The organism is Marisediminicola senii (assembly GCF_011057645.1).
GTDB lineage: Bacteria > Actinomycetota > Actinomycetes > Actinomycetales > Microbacteriaceae > Marisediminicola > Marisediminicola senii.
Genome location: NZ_JAALGE010000042.1, coordinates 1 through 15,873, shown reverse-complemented (window position 1 = coordinate 15,873; position 15,873 = coordinate 1). Strand labels below are relative to the sequence as shown.

Below are 15,873 nucleotides of genomic sequence, written 5' to 3'. Positions count from 1 at the left end.
GTCACGCGGTCCTTGCTGATTTGGCACGGGTATTTGCTGCAACCGTAGCAGGGCGGCACTCTGGGGACATGGAGAACTTCAACGACAGGTCCTGGGACGTCATCGTGATCGGTGGCGGCGCGGCGGGGCTCAGCGCCGCCCTCATCCTCGCTCGCGCGCGCCGCCGGGTACTCGTGCTCGACGTGCGGCAGCCGCGCAACCGGTTCGCGCCGCACATGCACGGGGTGCTCAGCCGCGACGGGTATTCGCCGCTCGACCTGGTGGCCGACGGCTACCGAGAGGTGCGGGCCGTCGACGGCGTCATCGCGAACGTCGATGTCATCGAGGCGCGCGCGGTCACGACCGCCACCGGCCCGGGGTTCGAGGTCGTGACCGACGGCGGCGCCGTCGCCACGGCGAGTCGCCTCATCGTCGCGACCGGGGCCCGCGACGAGTTGCCGGCCGTGCCCGGACTCGCCGAGCAGTGGGGGCGCGGCGTCGTGGCATGCCCGTACTGCGACGGCTACGAGGCGACCGGCCGGGCCATCGGCGTGCTCGCGGGCTCGCTGCCTGGCCTGCACAAGGCACACATGCTGCGGTCGTACTCGAGCGACGTCACGGTGTTCACGGCCTTGGCCGGCGTGGTTCCCGAGGCCGACCGGCTCGTGCTCGAGGATCGGGGGATGCGGCTGGACGACCGTGCCGTCACGCGCGTCGTGACCGACGGCGACACGATCACGGGGCTCGAGCTCGCCGATGGCACGGTGGCACCGGTCGACGTGGTCTTCGCGGAACCGACACCGGTCGCCCGTGACGAGCAGCTGCGGCAGCTCGGTGTCGACCGGATCGATACCCCGTTCGGACCGTGGACCGCGGTGGATGCGTCGGGCCGGACGAGCGTCGACGGCGTCTGGGCGGTCGGCAATTCGGCGAACCCCGGGGCACTCGTTCCCATCGCCGCGGGGTCGGGCGCCATGGCGGCGCTCACCATCAACGCGGAGTTGGTGGCGGAGGAGGTCGCGGCGGCGACGGAACGCGTCACCGCTGGGGAACGCGGCGCCGCGGCATCCACCCCCGACACCGACACCGACACCGACACCGACACCGACACGATGGGACACTGACCCTCATGGGCAACGAGACAGACGACGCGATCACCGACCCGGCGGAATTCTGGGAGGCGCGCTACACCACCACCCGCGACGAGAACGGGCGCGTGTGGAGCGGCCGGGTCAATGCCGCGGTGGAGCGCGAGGTGACGGGACTGGCCCCCGGCCGCGCCCTCGAGCTGGGGAGTGGAGAGGGCGGCGATGCGCTGTGGCTGGCAGCCAGGGGCTGGAGGGTCACGGCCGTCGACATCTCGGCGACCGCCCTCGCGGTGGGAGCGCAGACCGCGGCCCGCGACGGGTTGGCCGATCGCATCCGGTGGGTGCAGGCCGACCTCGCGACGTGGCAGCCCGATACCGGATACAACCTGGTGACGGCCGCGTTCCTGCACTCCCCCGTCGAGCTGCCCCGGGAGGGAATCCTGCGGCGCGCGGCCGCGGCCGTCGCGCCGGGCGGACGCCTGCTCGTGGTCGGGCACGGGGAGTTTCCGTCGGCGGCGAAGCATGCCGACCACGATGACGCCCCTCCGCTGCCCACGCCGGACGAGGTGCTCGCCGCGCTCGAGCTGCCAGAGGGGTGGACGGTCGAGACGAACGCCGTCGTCGGCCGGGCGGTCACCTGGCGCGACGGCACCGACCTGGAGCTCGACGACACCGTGCTGCGGGTGCGCCGCGACGGGTGACCCAGCTCGTCCCCCGGACGCGCACCGCTAGAAGAAGTCGATGGGCTTGACGATGTCGGCGTAGATGAGCAACAGGCTCATCGCGCCCATGAGCGCCACGACGACAAGGGTGATCGGAACCAGTCGGGCGGTGTCGACGGGGCCGGGATCCTTGCGGCCGAACAGCTTGGCGAAGAAGCGCCTGATTCCCTCCCACAGCGCACCGGCGACGTGGCCACCGTCGAGCGGCAGCAGCGGCACGAGGTTGAAGACCAGCAGGGCGACGTTGAGCGACGCGAGGATGCCGATCAGCGACGACGCCCGGTCGGCGATCGACAGGGTGTCGAGGCTCGCGATCTCGCCGGCGACGCGGCCGACGCCGACGACGCTCATCGGTCCGTTGGGGTCGCGCTCAGCCGATCCGAAGGCGGCGTTCGCGATGTCGATCATGCGCTGAGGCAGGTTCAGGATGATTTCGCCGACCCGCACGATGTTGTCGCCCACCGCGGGGAGCACGGCGCTGACCGGCTGCCGAACGGTCTCGAGAGCTGCTCCGATACCCACGAACCCGACCTCCTGGGTGATGGGGGTGCCCGAGGCATCCGTGGCGATCTCGCCCAGGTCGTCGAGCTGGTAGCGCTCGGTGAGGCTGGGAGTGATGGTGATGTCGCGGCTCTCGCCGTCGCGCAGGATCCCGGTGGTTATCGGCTCGCCCGCTGAGTCGCGGATGATGGCGGTCGCCTGTTCCCAACTGTCGATCGCGGTGCCGTTCATGGCGACGATCTCGTCGCCCGGCAGCAGTCCGGCGGCGGCCCCGGGGGCGGCCGCGTCGCCCGGCTCGCACTCCTGGCGTTCGCTCGTCGCCGGCAGTACGCACTCGGAGACGCTGCCGACGGTGGTACTGAGCTGGTTGATTCCGAATCCGCAGAGCACCACGGCGTAGAGCACGATGGCGATCAGCAGGTTCATGAACGGACCGCCGAGCATGATGATGATGCGCTTGAAGATCGGGAGGCGGTAGAAGGTGCGGTGCTCGTCGCCCGCGGTGATGGTCTCGGCGCTGGCGGAGCGGGCGTCCTGCACGAGGGTCTGGAAGAAGCCGGTGCTCGCGGTGCGGGCCCTGCCGCCCTCCTTCGCCGGCGGGTACATGCCGGCCATCGAGATGTAGCCGCCGAGCGGGATGGCCTTGAAGCCGTATTCGGTCTCGCCGCGGGTGCGCGAGAAGATCGTTCGACCGAAGCCGACCATGAACTGGCCGACCTTCACGCCGAACAGCTTGGCCGGCACGAAGTGGCCCAGCTCGTGCAGCGCGATCGACAGTACGAGCCCGATCACCATGATGACCACGCCGAGGATGTAAAGCAGTACCGGTTCCACCTGCACAGGATAGACCCGCGTTTCTATGCCGCAGCCCGGGGCACGGACGCCGGTCCGACAGCCCGCCGGTACGATGGGTCGCATGGCGACCAGAGCAGACAGCCGGTCCGCCATCCAGCCCCAGCTGCTCGACGGTCGCTACTCGCTCGACCGGGTCGTGAGCCGCGGCGGGGTCTCAGTCTGCTACGCGGCGACGGACACCGTCCTCGCGCGACCCGTCACGGTCGAGGTGTTCGACACGATAAGCACGGGCGACACCAGCGCCGAGGCCATGCGGACCACCGTCGCCCGCGTGCGCCCGCTCGAGGGGCTGCGGCATCCGGCCATCGTGGGCCTTCGCGCGGTCGTCGTCGACACCCCCACCGTGATCGCCCTGGTGCTCGACCCGGTCTCCGGCCGCACCCTTCGCGACGAGCTGCTCGTCAGCGGCATCGACCGGCCCCGCATCGCCGCGATCGGGGCCGACGTCGCCGGGGCGCTCGACTACCTGCACGCCCGCGACATCGTGCACGGCCGCATCGATTCCGCCACCATCGTGATTCCGGACCGGTCGACGACCACGCACCGAGACGCCATGCTCGCGATGGCGCCGCTGGCTCGACTCGACGGCCTAATCGACGGCCCGGCCGATGTCGGCGCCGTGGAGGCCGACGACGTACTCGCCCTCGCCGCCGTGCTGCTCAAATGCCTGACCGGGGTGCCCGCCGACGGCAACACGCCCCAGGTCCCCACCTACCTCGGCGCCGAATGGGTCGCCATTCTCCGGGCCATGACCGAGGTGGATGCCGCGGCGCGCCCCACCGCGGAGGCCGCCGCCACCTGGCTGCGCGACCTCGCTGCCGGACGCACCCCGCAGGTCGGGCTCCACGGCGGTGCCACGACGCCACCACGTCTCAGCATTGTCGACACCCCTGTCGTCGACACCCCCGGTGCGGAGCGCCAGACGGCGGAGCAGCACGGCACTGCGACGCAGACGGAGCCGGAGCGCGAGCCCGACGCGGTGGCCGCGCCCGCGGCATCCATCACCCTCACGGGCCCGATGCAGGCGAACACCGCGCGGTCGGCGCGACGCACGGTACTGCTGCGTCGCCGGCGGATCGTCGCCGGGACCATCGCCGCGGTGGTCGTCGTGACGCCCCTCGCGGCGTGGCTGGCGACCAGCCTGAACTAGGGCTGCCTGAACTAAACCAGCCTGAACTAGGGCTGCCGCGCGTCGATTCGCCGGTCGGCGGCGGCGCGCGCCCAGCGCTCGGCGTCGAGTACGCCCGCGAGCGACACCTCGCCGCCGTCGTGGTCGTCGACCACCGCGGAGACGATGTCGAGGATGTCGAGGTAGCCGATGCGCCCGGCGTGGAAGGCCAGCACGGCCTGCTCGTTGGCGGCGTTGAAGACCGCGGGCCAGGTCGCGCCCGCGATGCCGACCTTTTTGGCCAGCTCGACGGCGGGGAACGCCTCGGAGTCGAGGGGCTCGAACGTCCAGGTGCTGGAGGTGCTCCAGTCGAGCGGCTGGCCGACGCCGCGCACGCGGTGTGGCCAGTCCAGTCCGAGTGAGATGGGCAGGCGCATGTTGGGCGGCGACGCCTGCGCGATCGTCGACCCGTCGATGAACTCGACCATGGAGTGCACGATCGACTGCGGGTGCACGGTCACGGCGATGCGGTCGTACGGTACGTCGAACAGCAGGTGGGCCTCGATGACCTCGAGTCCCTTGTTCACGAGCGTCGCCGAGTTGGTGGTGATGACGAGGCCCATGTCCCAGGTGGGGTGCGCCAGCGCCTCGCGGGGCGTGACGTTCGTGAGAGAATCGCGGGTACGTCCGCGGAATGGTCCACCGGATGCCGTCAGCACGAGTCGCTGCACTTCATCCGCGCTCCCCGACCGCAGTGCCTGCGCGATCGCGGAATGTTCGGAGTCGACCGGCACCAGCTGCCCAGGGTCGGCGAGACGCTTGACCAGGTCACCGCCGACGATGAGGCTCTCCTTGTTGGCGAGCGCCAGCACCGCGGAACCCTCCAGCGTCGCGAGGGTCGCGCCGAGGCCGACGCTGCCGGTGATGCCGTTCAGCACCACGTCGGCATCCACGGTGCGCACCAGCTGCTCGGCCTCGTCGGCGCCGAGCGCCACGGCGTCGACGCCGAACTCGGCGGCCTGCTCCGTCACGCGCTCGCGGTTCGTTCCGGCGCCGAGCCCGACGACCTCAAAGCGGTCAGGATTGTCCCTGATCACGTCGAGCGCCTGCTCGCCGATCGAGCCCGTCGACCCCAGAACGATCACGCGGCGCATGGGCGTCGTCCTACTGGGTGGCGAGGATGTCGGCGACGAACACGAGGGTGTCGGTACCGGTGATGTCACCCTGTCCGGCCTCCCCGTAGCCGTCGGCGGGCGGGATGACGGCGATGACCTGTGAACCGACGGTCTGGCCGACGATGGCCGCGCGGAAGCCCTCGATCAGGGCGCCCTCGGCGGTGGTGAACTCGGCGGGCTCGCCGCGCTCCCAGCTGGAGTCGAAGATCTCGCCGGTCCACTTCATGCCGGTGTAGTGCACGGTGACGTTGTCGCCGGATTCCACGACGTCTCCGTCGCCGATGATGAGGGGCTCGATGAGCAGCTCGGTCGGTGCTTCGGTCGCGGGCACGGTGATGGTCGGTTCGCCGTCCTCGGCGAGCTCGACAGTGGGGAGTCCCTCGACGGGGTCGACGGCTTCGCCCTCGGCTCGGGGCAGGGCCTCGACGGGCTCGGCGACCTCGATGACATCGATGACGAAGACCAGGGAGTCTTCCGCACCCACCGCGAGGGCCTCGTTGCCGGTGTCGCCGAAGGCATCGACGGGGGGAATGACTGCGGCGACGCGTTCGCCGGCGGTGGAGCACGACATGGCCTTGAGCAGTCCGGGCAGCAGCTGCTCGGCGTCGAGCGTGAACCGCTGGGTTCCCTCCTCGTCGTAGCCGGTCGCCTCGATCTCCTCGCCGGTGGTGCCGTTGAACGCGGTGTAGTCGACGGTGACCGTGCTGCCGGCGACGGCGGCGGTGCCCTCGCCCTCGGTGATCACGGAGCGCTCGGTGGTCGTCGGCGTGAGTGGGGATTCGAACGTGACCTCGGGAACGGCACCCTGCTCGCCTGAGACCTCGATCAGCTCCGAGCTCTCTCCGGACTCGGTGACATCGCAGTCCGCCGTAGCGGTCTCCTCTTCGGCGGGGCTGCAGGCCACCAGCGTGAGGGCGAGGCCGGCGATGGCCAGCGAGGACAGGAGTTTTTTCGGCACGAATCTGCTTTCTGAAGACGGTGGGGGTTCGCGTCAGTCTGGTTCACGCCCTTATGCGCGCGCTGAGCGACCGCTTTCGAACGAGGCTACCCCAGTCGCTATCCGGCGCCGGCGCCGGCGTCGACGGCTACTGTGCGTCGGGCTCGGCGACGCGCGTCGACGGTTCGTGCAGCACCGCGAAGTTCATCGATGCCGCGATGAAGCACCGCGTGCTCGCCTCGGCGTGCAGCGACTGGGCGAGGTCGACCATGTCGGCACTCGCGACGGTCACGACCGGTGACAGCGTGACCGACGTGAAGTGCCCTCCCCCGTCGGCGGTCTGCACCATCGTCCCGACTGCGGAGTCTGTATAGGCGGTCACCACGACGCCGTGCTTCACGGCGGTGTGCAGGTAACTGAGCAGGTGGCACTGGCTCAGCGCGGAGAGCAGCAGCTGCTCGGGGTTCCAGCGGGTGGCGTCGCCGTGGAAGACGGGATCGCTCGACCCGAGGATCGGTGCGGCCCCGGTGGCGATGGATGCCGCATCCGCCGTCACCGCCTCGATGTCGTGGTCGCGACCGTAGGCCCGGTAGTCGCGGGTGCCCGCGCCCCGGTTGCCCGTCCAGCGCAGGCGGACCGCGTAGTGGTGGTCGAGCTGCATGGCGGGTCTCCTCCTGGTGGCGGCGCCGACGAGATGACGGCCCTGTCGCTGTGACAGCCTTGTCACTATGACAGACCGATCCGTGCCATTCGCCGTGCCCGCCGCAGCCCAGGACGACGAAGCAATGCCCGCCGCAGCCGTGCCCGACGTCGTCGACCTCGCCTATGTCGAGCGCGGGTCGCTGGTCGAGTCGCGGCACCTCGGTATGGCCGTGGTCACCGCCCCGGACGGCACCGTGCTGCGCGAGCTCGGCGATGCCGGCGCCGCCGTGTTCGGGCGCTCCTCGCTCAAGCTCTTCCAGGCGGTCGCCGTGATGCGGGCGGGCGTCGCGCTCTCGGGCGAGCAGGCGGTTCTCGCGACCGCGAGCCACGCCGGAACGACCGAGCACGTGCGCGTGGTGCGCGACATGCTCGCACGCGGCGGCTTCGGCGACGACGACCTCGGATGCCCCGCCGAATGGCCGATCGACCGCGCCGCGATGCTCGAGGCGCGCGACGCCGGCCACGCCGAGCGGCGCGTCACGATGAACTGCTCGGGCAAGCACGCGGCATTCCTGCTCGCCTGCCAGGCGAACGGGTGGTCGACGACGGGATACCTCGAGCCGATGCATCCATTGCAACAGCACGTGCGCGCCACCATCGAAGAGCTCACCGGCGAGACGGCCTCGGCGGTCGCGGTCGACGGCTGCGGCGCCCCGGTGTTCGCCACGAGCCTGGTAGGCCTCGCCCGCGGCACCGGACGCGTCGCCGCGGCGGGTACGGCAGCCGCAGCGGATACGCAGAAGCGCGATGTGGATGCTGCCGCCCTCGCCGCGGCGATCATCGAGCACCCCTGGGCCATCGACGGTCCGGGGCGCGGCAACACCGTGCTGGTCGACACGCTCGGCATCGTGGCGAAGTGGGGTGCGGAGGGCGTGATGGTGGCTGGCACCGCCGACGGCACCGCGGTCGCGGTGAAGATCGTCGACGGCAGCCACCGCGCGTCGATCCTGGTCGCGGTCGAGTTGCTCGTGTCGGTGGGGGCCGTCGACCGGGCGGCGGCGGACGACGTGATCGCCGCCGTGACGCCACCCGTTCTGGGCGGTGGACGCCCGGCGGGGCGGGTGCGCGCGGCACCGGCGGTGCTCGCGGGTGCGACCTCCACCGCTCACTAGATGAGTGAGTCCTAATGGTCGTAGGCGATGAGGGAGCGTTTGTTGGGTGCTCCGATGAGCCAGTTGTGCCAGATTCCTGCGGCGAGGGCGAGTAGTCGGCCTGCGATTCGGGAGTAGACGCCGGGGATGGTGCGTCCGCCGTGGTCTTCGAGGGTGAGTTGCCCTTTCATCGTGTCGAATACGGACTCAACCCATTGGCGGATTCCGCCGAGTTTCCCGAACCGCTTCTTCTCGTCTTTGCGGTCGGGTCGAATCAGGTGGTTCTGACAGCCTGATGTGGCCCCGGGGTGACGGTTACATCTGGCCCCACCGTTTCGGACTTGCCGGGGGCGTAGCGCTGGTTTGAGTGGGCCGCCCGTGAGCGTGTTCTCGTCTAGATGATTTTGACGAGGAGGCCCTGGATGAGGTCGACGGTGGATTTGTTCGCAAGTATCCGGAGGGACTCCCGGATCGAGGGACTCTCGGTGCGGGAATTAGCACGCCGGCATGGTGTCCATCGGCGGACGGTACGGGCCGCGTTGGAGTCAGCGGAGCCGCCGCCGCGGAAGGTGCAGGTGCGGGTGGCGCCTCGCCTGGCCCCGTTCAAGGAGATCATTGATCAGATGCTGCGGGTGGATCTCGATGCCCCGAAGAAGCAACGGCACACCGCTACGAGGATCCTCGCCCGATTGGCGGAGGAGCACGGGGCGACCGAGTTGTCCTATTCGACGGTGCGGGACTACGTGCGGGTCCGTCGGGCCGAGATCGAGATTGCGGCAGGCCGCCGGCGAGTCGACGCGTTCATCCCTCAGAGCCACGCACCAGGTGCTGAGGCGGAGGTCGACTTCGGCGACGTTTGGGTGGTCCTCGCCGGGGTGAAGACGAAGTGCCACATGTTCGTGTTCCGGCTCTCTCACTCCGGGAAAGCAGTGCACCGGATCTACTCCACCCAGTCCCAGGAAGCATTCCTCCAAGGCCACATCGACGCGTTCGACACCATCGGCGGTATCCCGACCCGGCACATCCGCTACGACAATCTGACCTCCGCGGTGACAAAGGTGCTGTTCGGCAGGCGTCGGGACGAGAACGACCGGTGGGTGCTATTCCGTTCCCATTACGGGTTTGACGCGTTCTACTGCGAACCCGGCATCGGCGGTGCCCACGAGAAAGGTGGGGTCGAGGGCGAGGTCGGGAGGTTCCGGCGGAATCGTCTCTCCCCGATGCCCGAAGTCGACTCCCTCGCCCAGTTGAACGAGAAGCTGGTCGCCTGGGATGAGGCGGATGATGCCCGCCGTATCGACACCAGACTGCGGTCGGTCAGGCAAGACTTCGCTGCCGAGAGGCCGCTCCTGGCGTTTCTGCCGCCGGAGCGGTTGGATCCGGGGTTGCCGCTCACCCCGAGGGTGGATCGGTCGAGTCTGATTACAGTGCGAATGGCAAGATACTCCGTCCCATCCCGCCTGATCGGCCGACAAGTGCGCGTTTCCCTCGGAGCAGCGGAGGTGGTCGTCTTCGACGGCCGTGTCGAGGTCGCCCGGCACGCCAGGGTGGTTGCTCGTGGCGGAGAGTCGGTCAACCTGGATCACTACCTCGACGTGCTGAAGAAGAAGCCGGGTGCCCTGCCGGGGTCCACGGCTCTCGCCGCGGCCCGCGCAACGGGCACGTTCACGTCCGCGCATGAAGCATTCTGGGCGGCAGCCCGCAAGACCGACGGGGACTCCGTCGCCACCCGCCAACTGATCGATGTTCTCCTCCTGCACCGATCGATGGCCGCCGGCGATGTCGAAGCCGGCATCCGATCAGCGCTGCTCGTCGGCGCCGTCACCGCTGATGTAGTCGCGGTCGAGGCCCGCCGATATGAAGCTCTGGGTGGGGCCACTTCTGACCGTCATCGTGTTGCTCGTGAACGCGACGGTCAACAACGCGACGGACAAATCAGGGGCCCCCGGGTCATCAGCCTCACCCAACGCAGGCTTCAAGACCCCGCCGCCGTGATCGCCGGCCTCCCCGCTGACACCAGACCTCTGCCATCGGTTGCGGATTACGACCAGCTGCTCCGACTCCCTGCACGACTCGAGACCACGGCAGCCCTTCAAGTTGCGGTGAAGGAAGGAACAGCATCGTGATCGTTACCACCAGTGTCACCACCACTCTCCGCCGAAGACGGGGACTCACTGAGGAGGCCGCGTCCGCGGCGATCGACCAGGCGTGCCGACGGCTGCGGTTGCCGACGATCCGCGCCGTTGTCGACGAGGCGACCGCGACCGCGCAGAAGGAGCAGCTCAGCTATCACGGGTTCCTCGCCGAACTGCTCTTGGCTGAGTGCGACGACCGGGACAGACGCTCCTCCGTCCGCCGGGTGAAAGCCGCCGGGTTCCCGAGGGACAAATGGTTAGGGGACTTCGACTTCGATGCGAACCCGAACATCAACCCGGCGACCATCAACACCCTCGCCACCGGCGAGTGGGTACGGAAAGGGAAACCACTCTGCCTCATCGGCGACTCCGGCACCGGGAAATCCCACCTCCTCATCGGCCTTGCCACCGCCGCCGCGGAGAAAGGCTTCCGAGTCAGATACACCCTCGCCACCCGCCTCGTGAACGAGCTCGTTGAAGCCGCTGACGAGAAGAACCTCGCCCGCACCATCGCCCGCTACGGACGCGTCGACCTCCTCGCAATCGACGAACTCGGCTACATGGAACTCGACCGTCGCGGCGCCGAGCTCCTCTTCCAAGTCCTCACCGAACGGGAAGAGAACAACTCCATCGCGATCGCCTCGAACGAGGCTTTCTCGGGCTGGACCAAGACGTTCACCGACCCGCGGCTGTGTGCTGCGATCGTCGACCGGCTCACATTCAACGGCACCATCATCGAGACCGGCACCGACTCCTACCGTCTCGCCCACACCCGCCAGCAACACCCCACCCCCTGAACGTTTCGCAGGCGGGGTTCCGGGCGGGGCTTAGCGGATCGCTTCGGCGGGGTCTATCCTGGCGGCCCTTAGGGCAGGGAGGAGGGCTGCAATTGCCCCGCAGAATGCTCCAGCCAGAGGAGCGGCGACTACAGCGGTCCATGGCATGACCGCAGACCAGTTGAAAGCAAGTGAGATGCCAACTGTCACGACAAGTCCCCCTGCGACTCCCGATAAGCCGCCAGCTAAACCGGTCAAACACCCTTCCCACAAAAATACAATCGCGACTCCTGCTTTACTGAGGCCAAGCGCGCGGCTTAGAGCGAGTTCTTGGGTACGTGACTGCACTGAGATGTACATCGCTGAGGCACCGCTAAGTATGGCGATGACGAGCAATGCGATAGCCAAAGACCCAAGCAAGCCGTTCAAGTCCGTTTGCACTCCGACTCTGAGGTTTGCGAGTTCAGCCGCGGTCTCGGTGGAGACGCTTCCCGGGGCACCCGGAGCTAACGCGAGCGGTACAGCCGCCGCTATCGCGCTGGCAAATCCCGGAGCTGAACGAACGGTCAACTGCGACGGGACGAGGCCTACCCTAGATATCGGAATCACGACACTAGTGAGTAGGTTTGATGCGCGAGGGGATGCGGTGATGATCCCTACAACCGAGTACGGCTCCCCGTTGACCCAGAGCTCGGCGCCGGACCCGGTTCGTCCCAGCCCAAAGCTGTCCAGCACGTCCTGCCCAACCAGAGCAACTCGGTCCTCTGCGGACGGGTCAAACAGCCGCCCTGCATCCGTGGGGAAGGTCTCTACCTGCAACGTTTTGAGCAACCCCTGGTCGACTGCGACCGTGCTACCGGTGAATGGGGAGCCCTGAGTCAGCGCCGCCGCTTGAAATCGTGAGGGCCTCGCGGTGGCACTCTCAAGAGCCGCGATCTCCCCAACACTTTCGACCTGCGGCAGACGCTCTAGTTGATCTATCCATCCGGCGCGATCATTTCGGGTAAGAGCGCCCGGCACGTTCACGCGCACCTCATCGCCGGCTGCGGCGGTCAAACGGCCGGCGATCTGCTCGGATGCCGTGGAGCCGATACCCGCCGCTCCGACCAGTCCAGAGAAAGCAAGCGCGAAGGCAGACACGAGCGCAAGTGATCGTAATGGGCGCGATGTCACGTTGTTGATAGAGCGAACGAATCGCTCGAAAGCCCGTCGCATCGCCCAGAATCCGATCCCACTGCTCGGTCGGGCGCCCAATGCAGGAGATCTCTGATCGCCGTCACCGCGTTCTACCTCAGCGGTGATACTGGTTATCGCGGGTGTTAGTGCTGCCTGTTCACGTAGTTCGCCATCGGCCATCTCCAGCACGCGAGTGGCGTAGCCGGCGATTCCAAGGTCATGCGTCACCAAGATGACCGTTGTGCCCAACCGATTGAGTTCTGCCAGCACATGCATGATCTGACGACCAGTCTGGCTGTCGAGGTTGCCCGTCGGTTCATCCGCGACGATCACCGAAGGCTGTGTAGCAATGGCGCGCGCGATGGCCAGGCGCTGCCGTTCGCCACCGGAAAGCGATCGCGCGAGGCTCCCCGCTTTCTCTTCCAAACCTACTGACGTGAGTGCTCGAGATACCCGGATACTTTGCTCTTCAAGGGGTAGCCCTTTGATAGCCAGGCCGAGAGCGACGCCCTTAGCCACGGTTTCGTAGGGGTTCGCGTAGGAGGACTGAAACACAAACCCGAAAGTCCTTGCTCGCAGCGTGTCGATCGAGGACGGCTTGAGACTTTTTACGTCAATCCCATCGATCTCGTACGTGCCCTCCCACTCCGCATCCAGTAGTGCGATCACGTTGAGGAGCGTGGACTTTCCCGATCCCGAGCGGCCGACGATCGAGATGAATTCTCCTGGTTCGACGGTCAATGCAGCAGCTTGAATGACGGATGCAGTGTCATCACTGGCGTACGACCGGTTGATGCCACGGAGCGTGATCAGAGGGGGAGTGGTGATCATCCTGAGACCAGCACTTCGTCGCCGACGATTAGAGCCTCAGACTCAATTGCGCTCCATCCATCGGCCATTCGCACGATATCAATGTCGGCACGAATAGATGCGCCTTCAGCTCGTTTCATAACGAAATCGCCGCCCGAATCTGAGCGAACAGCGAGTGTTGGTACCGACATTTGAGGCTCAGTGGCCGAGCCGAAGGTCACAGACACAGTTTCACCCGGTTCGACCTCTGACGCAGGATCGACGGCGATCCGGACGTCGTAACCAGGGGGTCGACCGTCCTCGGTCGCGGCCGCTTGAAACTGACTTACCGAGAGCACTGTCGATGGACTCGATACGCCGTTCGACCCCTCAAGGGCAACCTCATCGTCTGGTTTGATTTCGGAAGCCTGACCGACACTCGCTCGAACCTGAACGTACGGTGCCCCGTAGCCGAGAACCGCAAAGGGAATATCGTCACTCAGAACCGTCCCGACGTTACTCAAGGAGAGCAGAGAGAGACTTCCAAGCTGCGCCGGGAAAGTGCGAAACTCGGAAGAGCTGATGTAGGGCTGGCTCCGGCCTCCTGGAGGTTCTTTGGAAGCTGTCGAATAGAGCGACTGCACCGCTGCGACGGTCAGTGCATCAACTCGCCCCGTCGCCGCGACCCCTAGTGCCTTTTGGATGCTGCTGACGTCGGACCCCTCCGCCCCAGGTTGCAGATCCCTGAACAGCGGAACCTCGACGCTGAACACGAAGATGGGACGATCCGCGACGGTGCCGAGAAAGGCTCCATTGCTGAGAGGCCCCACCTGCGCTGCGTTAGTCGTGACGACGGAGCGACTGGCTCCCGCCGGCGCATCGACCGCTAACGAGAGTTCTTCAGCACCAGACACCTGCCCTTGCAATCGGACGGCGGACGTGACACTCCGCGACTCGACCTGTGTGAAAACCGGAACGACCTCATCCCGCGCCTCCAAGATGGCTGAATCGGGCGAGCGGACAGCGGTTCCCAAAAAGAACGCAGCCCCTGCAACCAGAAGCACACCGACGACGAAGGCCAATGCCCGCAGCGGATGGTCTACAACCCGGAGTCTTTTGGTTCTCGGCTCAGCCATCGACGACGGTAGTCAGCAAATCCTGAGCACGAGATGTGACTTCGTCAGCTGTCTCCCGGTAGGCGTCGAGTTCCCCTTCGTTCGCATCAATGTAACGACTCTGAAGCGCTGCTTCCATGTCCGCTACGGCCTGAGTTACTCCCGACGTCTCTTTGCACTCGACGTCGACCGCCGCCACTCGCAGCTGCTCTTCACCAGCAGCAGGAAATTGCGGAACCATCACTCGAGCGTCTGGATCGAGCGACAGCCCTCCCCGTTCGACACAAGCGGCCCACGTCGCCCGCTCGGCGGCAAATTCACTACTAGCGAGTAGCGCCTCGTAGGACTCGTTCATCCCGCGGTCCACGATGGACTGCTCCGGGCTCATATTCACCCCCATCATGGGGAGCTGCTCCGAAGAGCTCAGACACGAGCGGACTGCATCCCACCAATCATCCCCGAAAGCATTCTCCTGCGTTTCTACGGCTTCCGATCCTGGAGATGGGGGTAGTTCGTAGCCGTTGCTCTCAGCGTCGGCCCGCGCCCAGATCCCATAGCGCCTGTCCGGAATCAAAGGTCCGTCTTCGATGGCTTGCGTTGCCCGAGGGTAAGTGAAACCCTCGCCCGCCATACAAGTTTGCACAAGAATGGCGTTCGCGCGCTCCACAGTGAGTACCGCCCTCCAGTCCATTGCAAAAGCTTCAAGCGGAAGGACGATCTGGCTAGATTGAGCATCGAGCTGAGCACGAGCCGTGCTATCTGTGGGAATACCTGCGCCAGTACACCCGGCCAGCGCGACGACGCTCAAACAGGAGAGCGCCGCCGCAATGGTCAGCCTGGAACCTGACCTCAATAGAGGAACAACGAGCTGAACGTGTCGGCGCGAGGGTCAGGGAAGTTGAAGAACCCAGCCCCTCCTGCCGGTTGCGAGAACAAGGCACCGGTGTACCCCGTCTCACTGAACCAACCAATTGATCTCGTCCTGTTGTTAGCCATCGACGAGATGTTGTTGCCGAACCCGACAGTCTGAAGGTTCGACCTACTGGTGGTCCATGAGCCAAACGGCCCACCGTAGTTCGGCTCGGTCCATGCGCAGGCTCGGCTACTCCCGCACTGGGAGAGTGCAGCCTGCGCTGGCGGGCCCACCAGTAGTACAGATGCAGACACCGCCAGCACGGCCCCTGCGGCCGCAATCCTCAACTTCTTCATGATTCTCTTGTCCTGATCACTCAAGCCACCGACGGTGGTTTTTTCTGGAGTGTAGAACGACTAGTCTGCCCAGGCAATAGGCGAGGCGACATTGAAGGGTTGGCGTGCAAAGAGAACTACATCGCGATCGCCTCGAACGAGTCCTTCTCGGGCTGGACCAAGACGTTCACCGACCCGAGGCTGTGTGCTGCGACATGGACCGGCTCAAGTGGCAGCCTCTCGCTCCTGGTCTCCCCGCCGACCACGCTCCTCGCGTTCGCCCGCTACAGCCGCGACAACAGCTTCGCCGTCCTCAGCCAAGACAAGAGCTTTCTCATCGCCATGACCGCGGGGTCCATCGGGGCCAAATCAAGCCGTCACACCGGGGCCACATCTACTTGACATAGCCAATCAGGTGGGCACCGAGTTCGTCGGTGATGAATGTCTCGAATTTGGTTCCGGCGAAGCCCTTATCTCCGACGATGACCTGCCCGCGCCGGATGAGGTGTCGGTCGTGGCGGAGCATTGTCTCGGCG

Annotated in this window: 14 protein-coding genes and 3 pseudogenes; 7 read left to right on the top strand and 10 right to left on the bottom strand. The window is 66.6% G+C overall.

Annotated features, from left to right (window positions below):
- Positions 1 to 68 precede the first annotated feature (68 nt).
- Together G5S38_RS12210 and G5S38_RS12205 are read left to right on the top strand one after the other, a co-directional pair.
- Positions 69 to 1,103, top strand: a complete 1,035-nt coding sequence (locus G5S38_RS12210; RefSeq protein ID WP_165069037.1) for an NAD(P)/FAD-dependent oxidoreductase — start codon at positions 69 to 71, stop codon at positions 1,101 to 1,103.
- Positions 1,104 to 1,108: 5 nt separating this feature from the next.
- Complete coding sequence (locus G5S38_RS12205; protein WP_165069034.1) at positions 1,109 to 1,768, top strand: SAM-dependent methyltransferase; 660 nt, start codon at positions 1,109 to 1,111, stop codon at positions 1,766 to 1,768.
- Between the two features lie 27 nt (positions 1,769 to 1,795).
- Here G5S38_RS12205 and G5S38_RS12200 read toward each other — a convergent pair whose 3' ends face one another.
- A complete protein-coding gene (locus G5S38_RS12200; protein WP_235929055.1) occupies positions 1,796 to 3,124 on the bottom strand; it encodes a M50 family metallopeptidase in 1,329 nt (442 codons plus the stop codon).
- 82 nt (positions 3,125 to 3,206) lie between these two features.
- Between G5S38_RS12200 and G5S38_RS12195 the strand changes: the two genes are divergently transcribed.
- The gene (locus tag G5S38_RS12195) at positions 3,207 to 4,295 is read left to right on the top strand and encodes a protein kinase (RefSeq protein ID WP_165069028.1); all 1,089 of its coding nucleotides are present in this window, start codon (positions 3,207 to 3,209) and stop codon (positions 4,293 to 4,295) included.
- A 26-nt stretch (positions 4,296 to 4,321) separates the two neighbouring features.
- On the opposite strand, the gene G5S38_RS12190 is transcribed toward G5S38_RS12195, so the two are convergent.
- The 3 genes from G5S38_RS12190 to G5S38_RS12180 form a co-directional block, all read right to left on the bottom strand.
- Positions 4,322 to 5,407, bottom strand: a complete 1,086-nt coding sequence (locus tag G5S38_RS12190; protein ID WP_165069026.1) for a 1-deoxy-D-xylulose-5-phosphate reductoisomerase — start codon at positions 5,405 to 5,407, stop codon at positions 4,322 to 4,324.
- 10 nt (positions 5,408 to 5,417) lie between these two features.
- The gene (locus G5S38_RS12185) at positions 5,418 to 6,386 is read right to left on the bottom strand and encodes an FKBP-type peptidyl-prolyl cis-trans isomerase (protein ID WP_235929054.1); all 969 of its coding nucleotides are present in this window, start codon (positions 6,384 to 6,386) and stop codon (positions 5,418 to 5,420) included.
- Positions 6,387 to 6,513: 127 nt separating this feature from the next.
- Positions 6,514 to 7,026 carry an OsmC family protein gene (locus tag G5S38_RS12180; protein ID WP_165069022.1) on the bottom strand — a complete coding sequence of 171 codons (513 nt, stop codon included), beginning with the start codon at positions 7,024 to 7,026 and terminating at the stop codon, positions 6,514 to 6,516.
- A 67-nt stretch (positions 7,027 to 7,093) separates the two neighbouring features.
- On the opposite strand from G5S38_RS12180, the gene G5S38_RS12175 reads away from it, so the two are divergent.
- Positions 7,094 to 8,179 carry an asparaginase gene (locus tag G5S38_RS12175; RefSeq protein WP_328796741.1) on the top strand — a complete coding sequence of 362 codons (1,086 nt, stop codon included), beginning with the start codon at positions 7,094 to 7,096 and terminating at the stop codon, positions 8,177 to 8,179.
- An 11-nt stretch (positions 8,180 to 8,190) separates the two neighbouring features.
- Here the strand turns inward: G5S38_RS12175 and G5S38_RS12170 are convergent.
- A pseudogene (locus G5S38_RS12170) lies at positions 8,191 to 8,439 on the bottom strand (IS982 family transposase); the annotation flags it as partial.
- 141 nt (positions 8,440 to 8,580) lie between these two features.
- On the opposite strand from G5S38_RS12170, the gene istA reads away from it, so the two are divergent.
- Complete coding sequence (gene istA / locus G5S38_RS12165) at positions 8,581 to 10,284, top strand: IS21 family transposase (RefSeq protein ID WP_165069019.1); 1,704 nt, start codon at positions 8,581 to 8,583, stop codon at positions 10,282 to 10,284.
- The gene (gene istB / locus G5S38_RS12160) at positions 10,281 to 11,090 is read left to right on the top strand and encodes an IS21-like element helper ATPase IstB (protein ID WP_328796740.1); all 810 of its coding nucleotides are present in this window, start codon (positions 10,281 to 10,283) and stop codon (positions 11,088 to 11,090) included. Before istA ends, istB begins: the two co-directional genes overlap by 4 nt.
- Before the next feature lie 30 nt (positions 11,091 to 11,120).
- On the opposite strand, the gene G5S38_RS12155 is transcribed toward istB, so the two are convergent.
- From G5S38_RS12155 to G5S38_RS15960, 4 genes are all read right to left on the bottom strand, one after another.
- Positions 11,121 to 13,076, bottom strand: a complete 1,956-nt coding sequence (locus tag G5S38_RS12155) for an ABC transporter ATP-binding protein/permease (RefSeq protein ID WP_165069017.1) — start codon at positions 13,074 to 13,076, stop codon at positions 11,121 to 11,123.
- A complete protein-coding gene (locus G5S38_RS12150) occupies positions 13,073 to 14,170 on the bottom strand; it encodes an efflux RND transporter periplasmic adaptor subunit (protein WP_165069014.1) in 1,098 nt (365 codons plus the stop codon). The genes G5S38_RS12155 and G5S38_RS12150 overlap by 4 nt, the downstream gene beginning before the upstream one ends.
- Complete coding sequence (locus G5S38_RS12145; protein WP_165069012.1) at positions 14,163 to 14,537, bottom strand: hypothetical protein; 375 nt, start codon at positions 14,535 to 14,537, stop codon at positions 14,163 to 14,165. The genes G5S38_RS12150 and G5S38_RS12145 overlap by 8 nt, the downstream gene beginning before the upstream one ends.
- 461 nt (positions 14,538 to 14,998) lie before the next feature.
- Positions 14,999 to 15,358 carry a peptidase inhibitor family I36 protein gene (locus tag G5S38_RS15960; protein WP_407943845.1) on the bottom strand — a complete coding sequence of 120 codons (360 nt, stop codon included), beginning with the start codon at positions 15,356 to 15,358 and terminating at the stop codon, positions 14,999 to 15,001.
- Positions 15,359 to 15,466: 108 nt separating this feature from the next.
- Here G5S38_RS15960 and G5S38_RS12135 point away from each other — a divergent pair.
- Positions 15,467 to 15,550 (top strand): annotated as a pseudogene (locus G5S38_RS12135) (IS21-like element helper ATPase IstB); the annotation flags it as partial.
- Between the two features lie 196 nt (positions 15,551 to 15,746).
- On the opposite strand, the pseudogene G5S38_RS12130 reads toward G5S38_RS12135, so the two are convergent.
- Positions 15,747 to 15,873: pseudogene (locus G5S38_RS12130) on the bottom strand (IS982 family transposase); the annotation flags it as partial.

Excerpts from the sequence above, each read along its gene's own strand:
- istA (WP_165069019.1), top strand. The coding sequence starts at position 8,581 with ATGAGGTCGACGGTGGATTTGTTCGCAAGTATCCGGAGGGACTCCCGG.
- G5S38_RS12205 (WP_165069034.1), top strand. The coding sequence starts at position 1,109 with ATGGGCAACGAGACAGACGACGCGATCACCGACCCGGCGGAATTCTGG.
- G5S38_RS12150 (WP_165069014.1), bottom strand. The coding sequence starts at position 14,170 with ATGGCTGAGCCGAGAACCAAAAGACTCCGGGTTGTAGACCATCCGCTG.
- G5S38_RS15960 (WP_407943845.1), bottom strand. The coding sequence starts at position 15,358 with ATGAAGAAGTTGAGGATTGCGGCCGCAGGGGCCGTGCTGGCGGTGTCT.
- G5S38_RS12195 (WP_165069028.1), top strand. The coding sequence starts at position 3,207 with ATGGCGACCAGAGCAGACAGCCGGTCCGCCATCCAGCCCCAGCTGCTC.
- G5S38_RS12190 (WP_165069026.1), bottom strand. The coding sequence starts at position 5,407 with ATGCGCCGCGTGATCGTTCTGGGGTCGACGGGCTCGATCGGCGAGCAG.
- G5S38_RS12175 (WP_328796741.1), top strand. The coding sequence starts at position 7,094 with ATGACAGACCGATCCGTGCCATTCGCCGTGCCCGCCGCAGCCCAGGAC.
- G5S38_RS12210 (WP_165069037.1), top strand. The coding sequence starts at position 69 with ATGGAGAACTTCAACGACAGGTCCTGGGACGTCATCGTGATCGGTGGC.
- G5S38_RS12145 (WP_165069012.1), bottom strand. The coding sequence starts at position 14,537 with ATGAGCCCGGAGCAGTCCATCGTGGACCGCGGGATGAACGAGTCCTAC.
- G5S38_RS12180 (WP_165069022.1), bottom strand. The coding sequence starts at position 7,026 with ATGCAGCTCGACCACCACTACGCGGTCCGCCTGCGCTGGACGGGCAAC.
- G5S38_RS12155 (WP_165069017.1), bottom strand. The coding sequence starts at position 13,076 with ATGATCACCACTCCCCCTCTGATCACGCTCCGTGGCATCAACCGGTCG.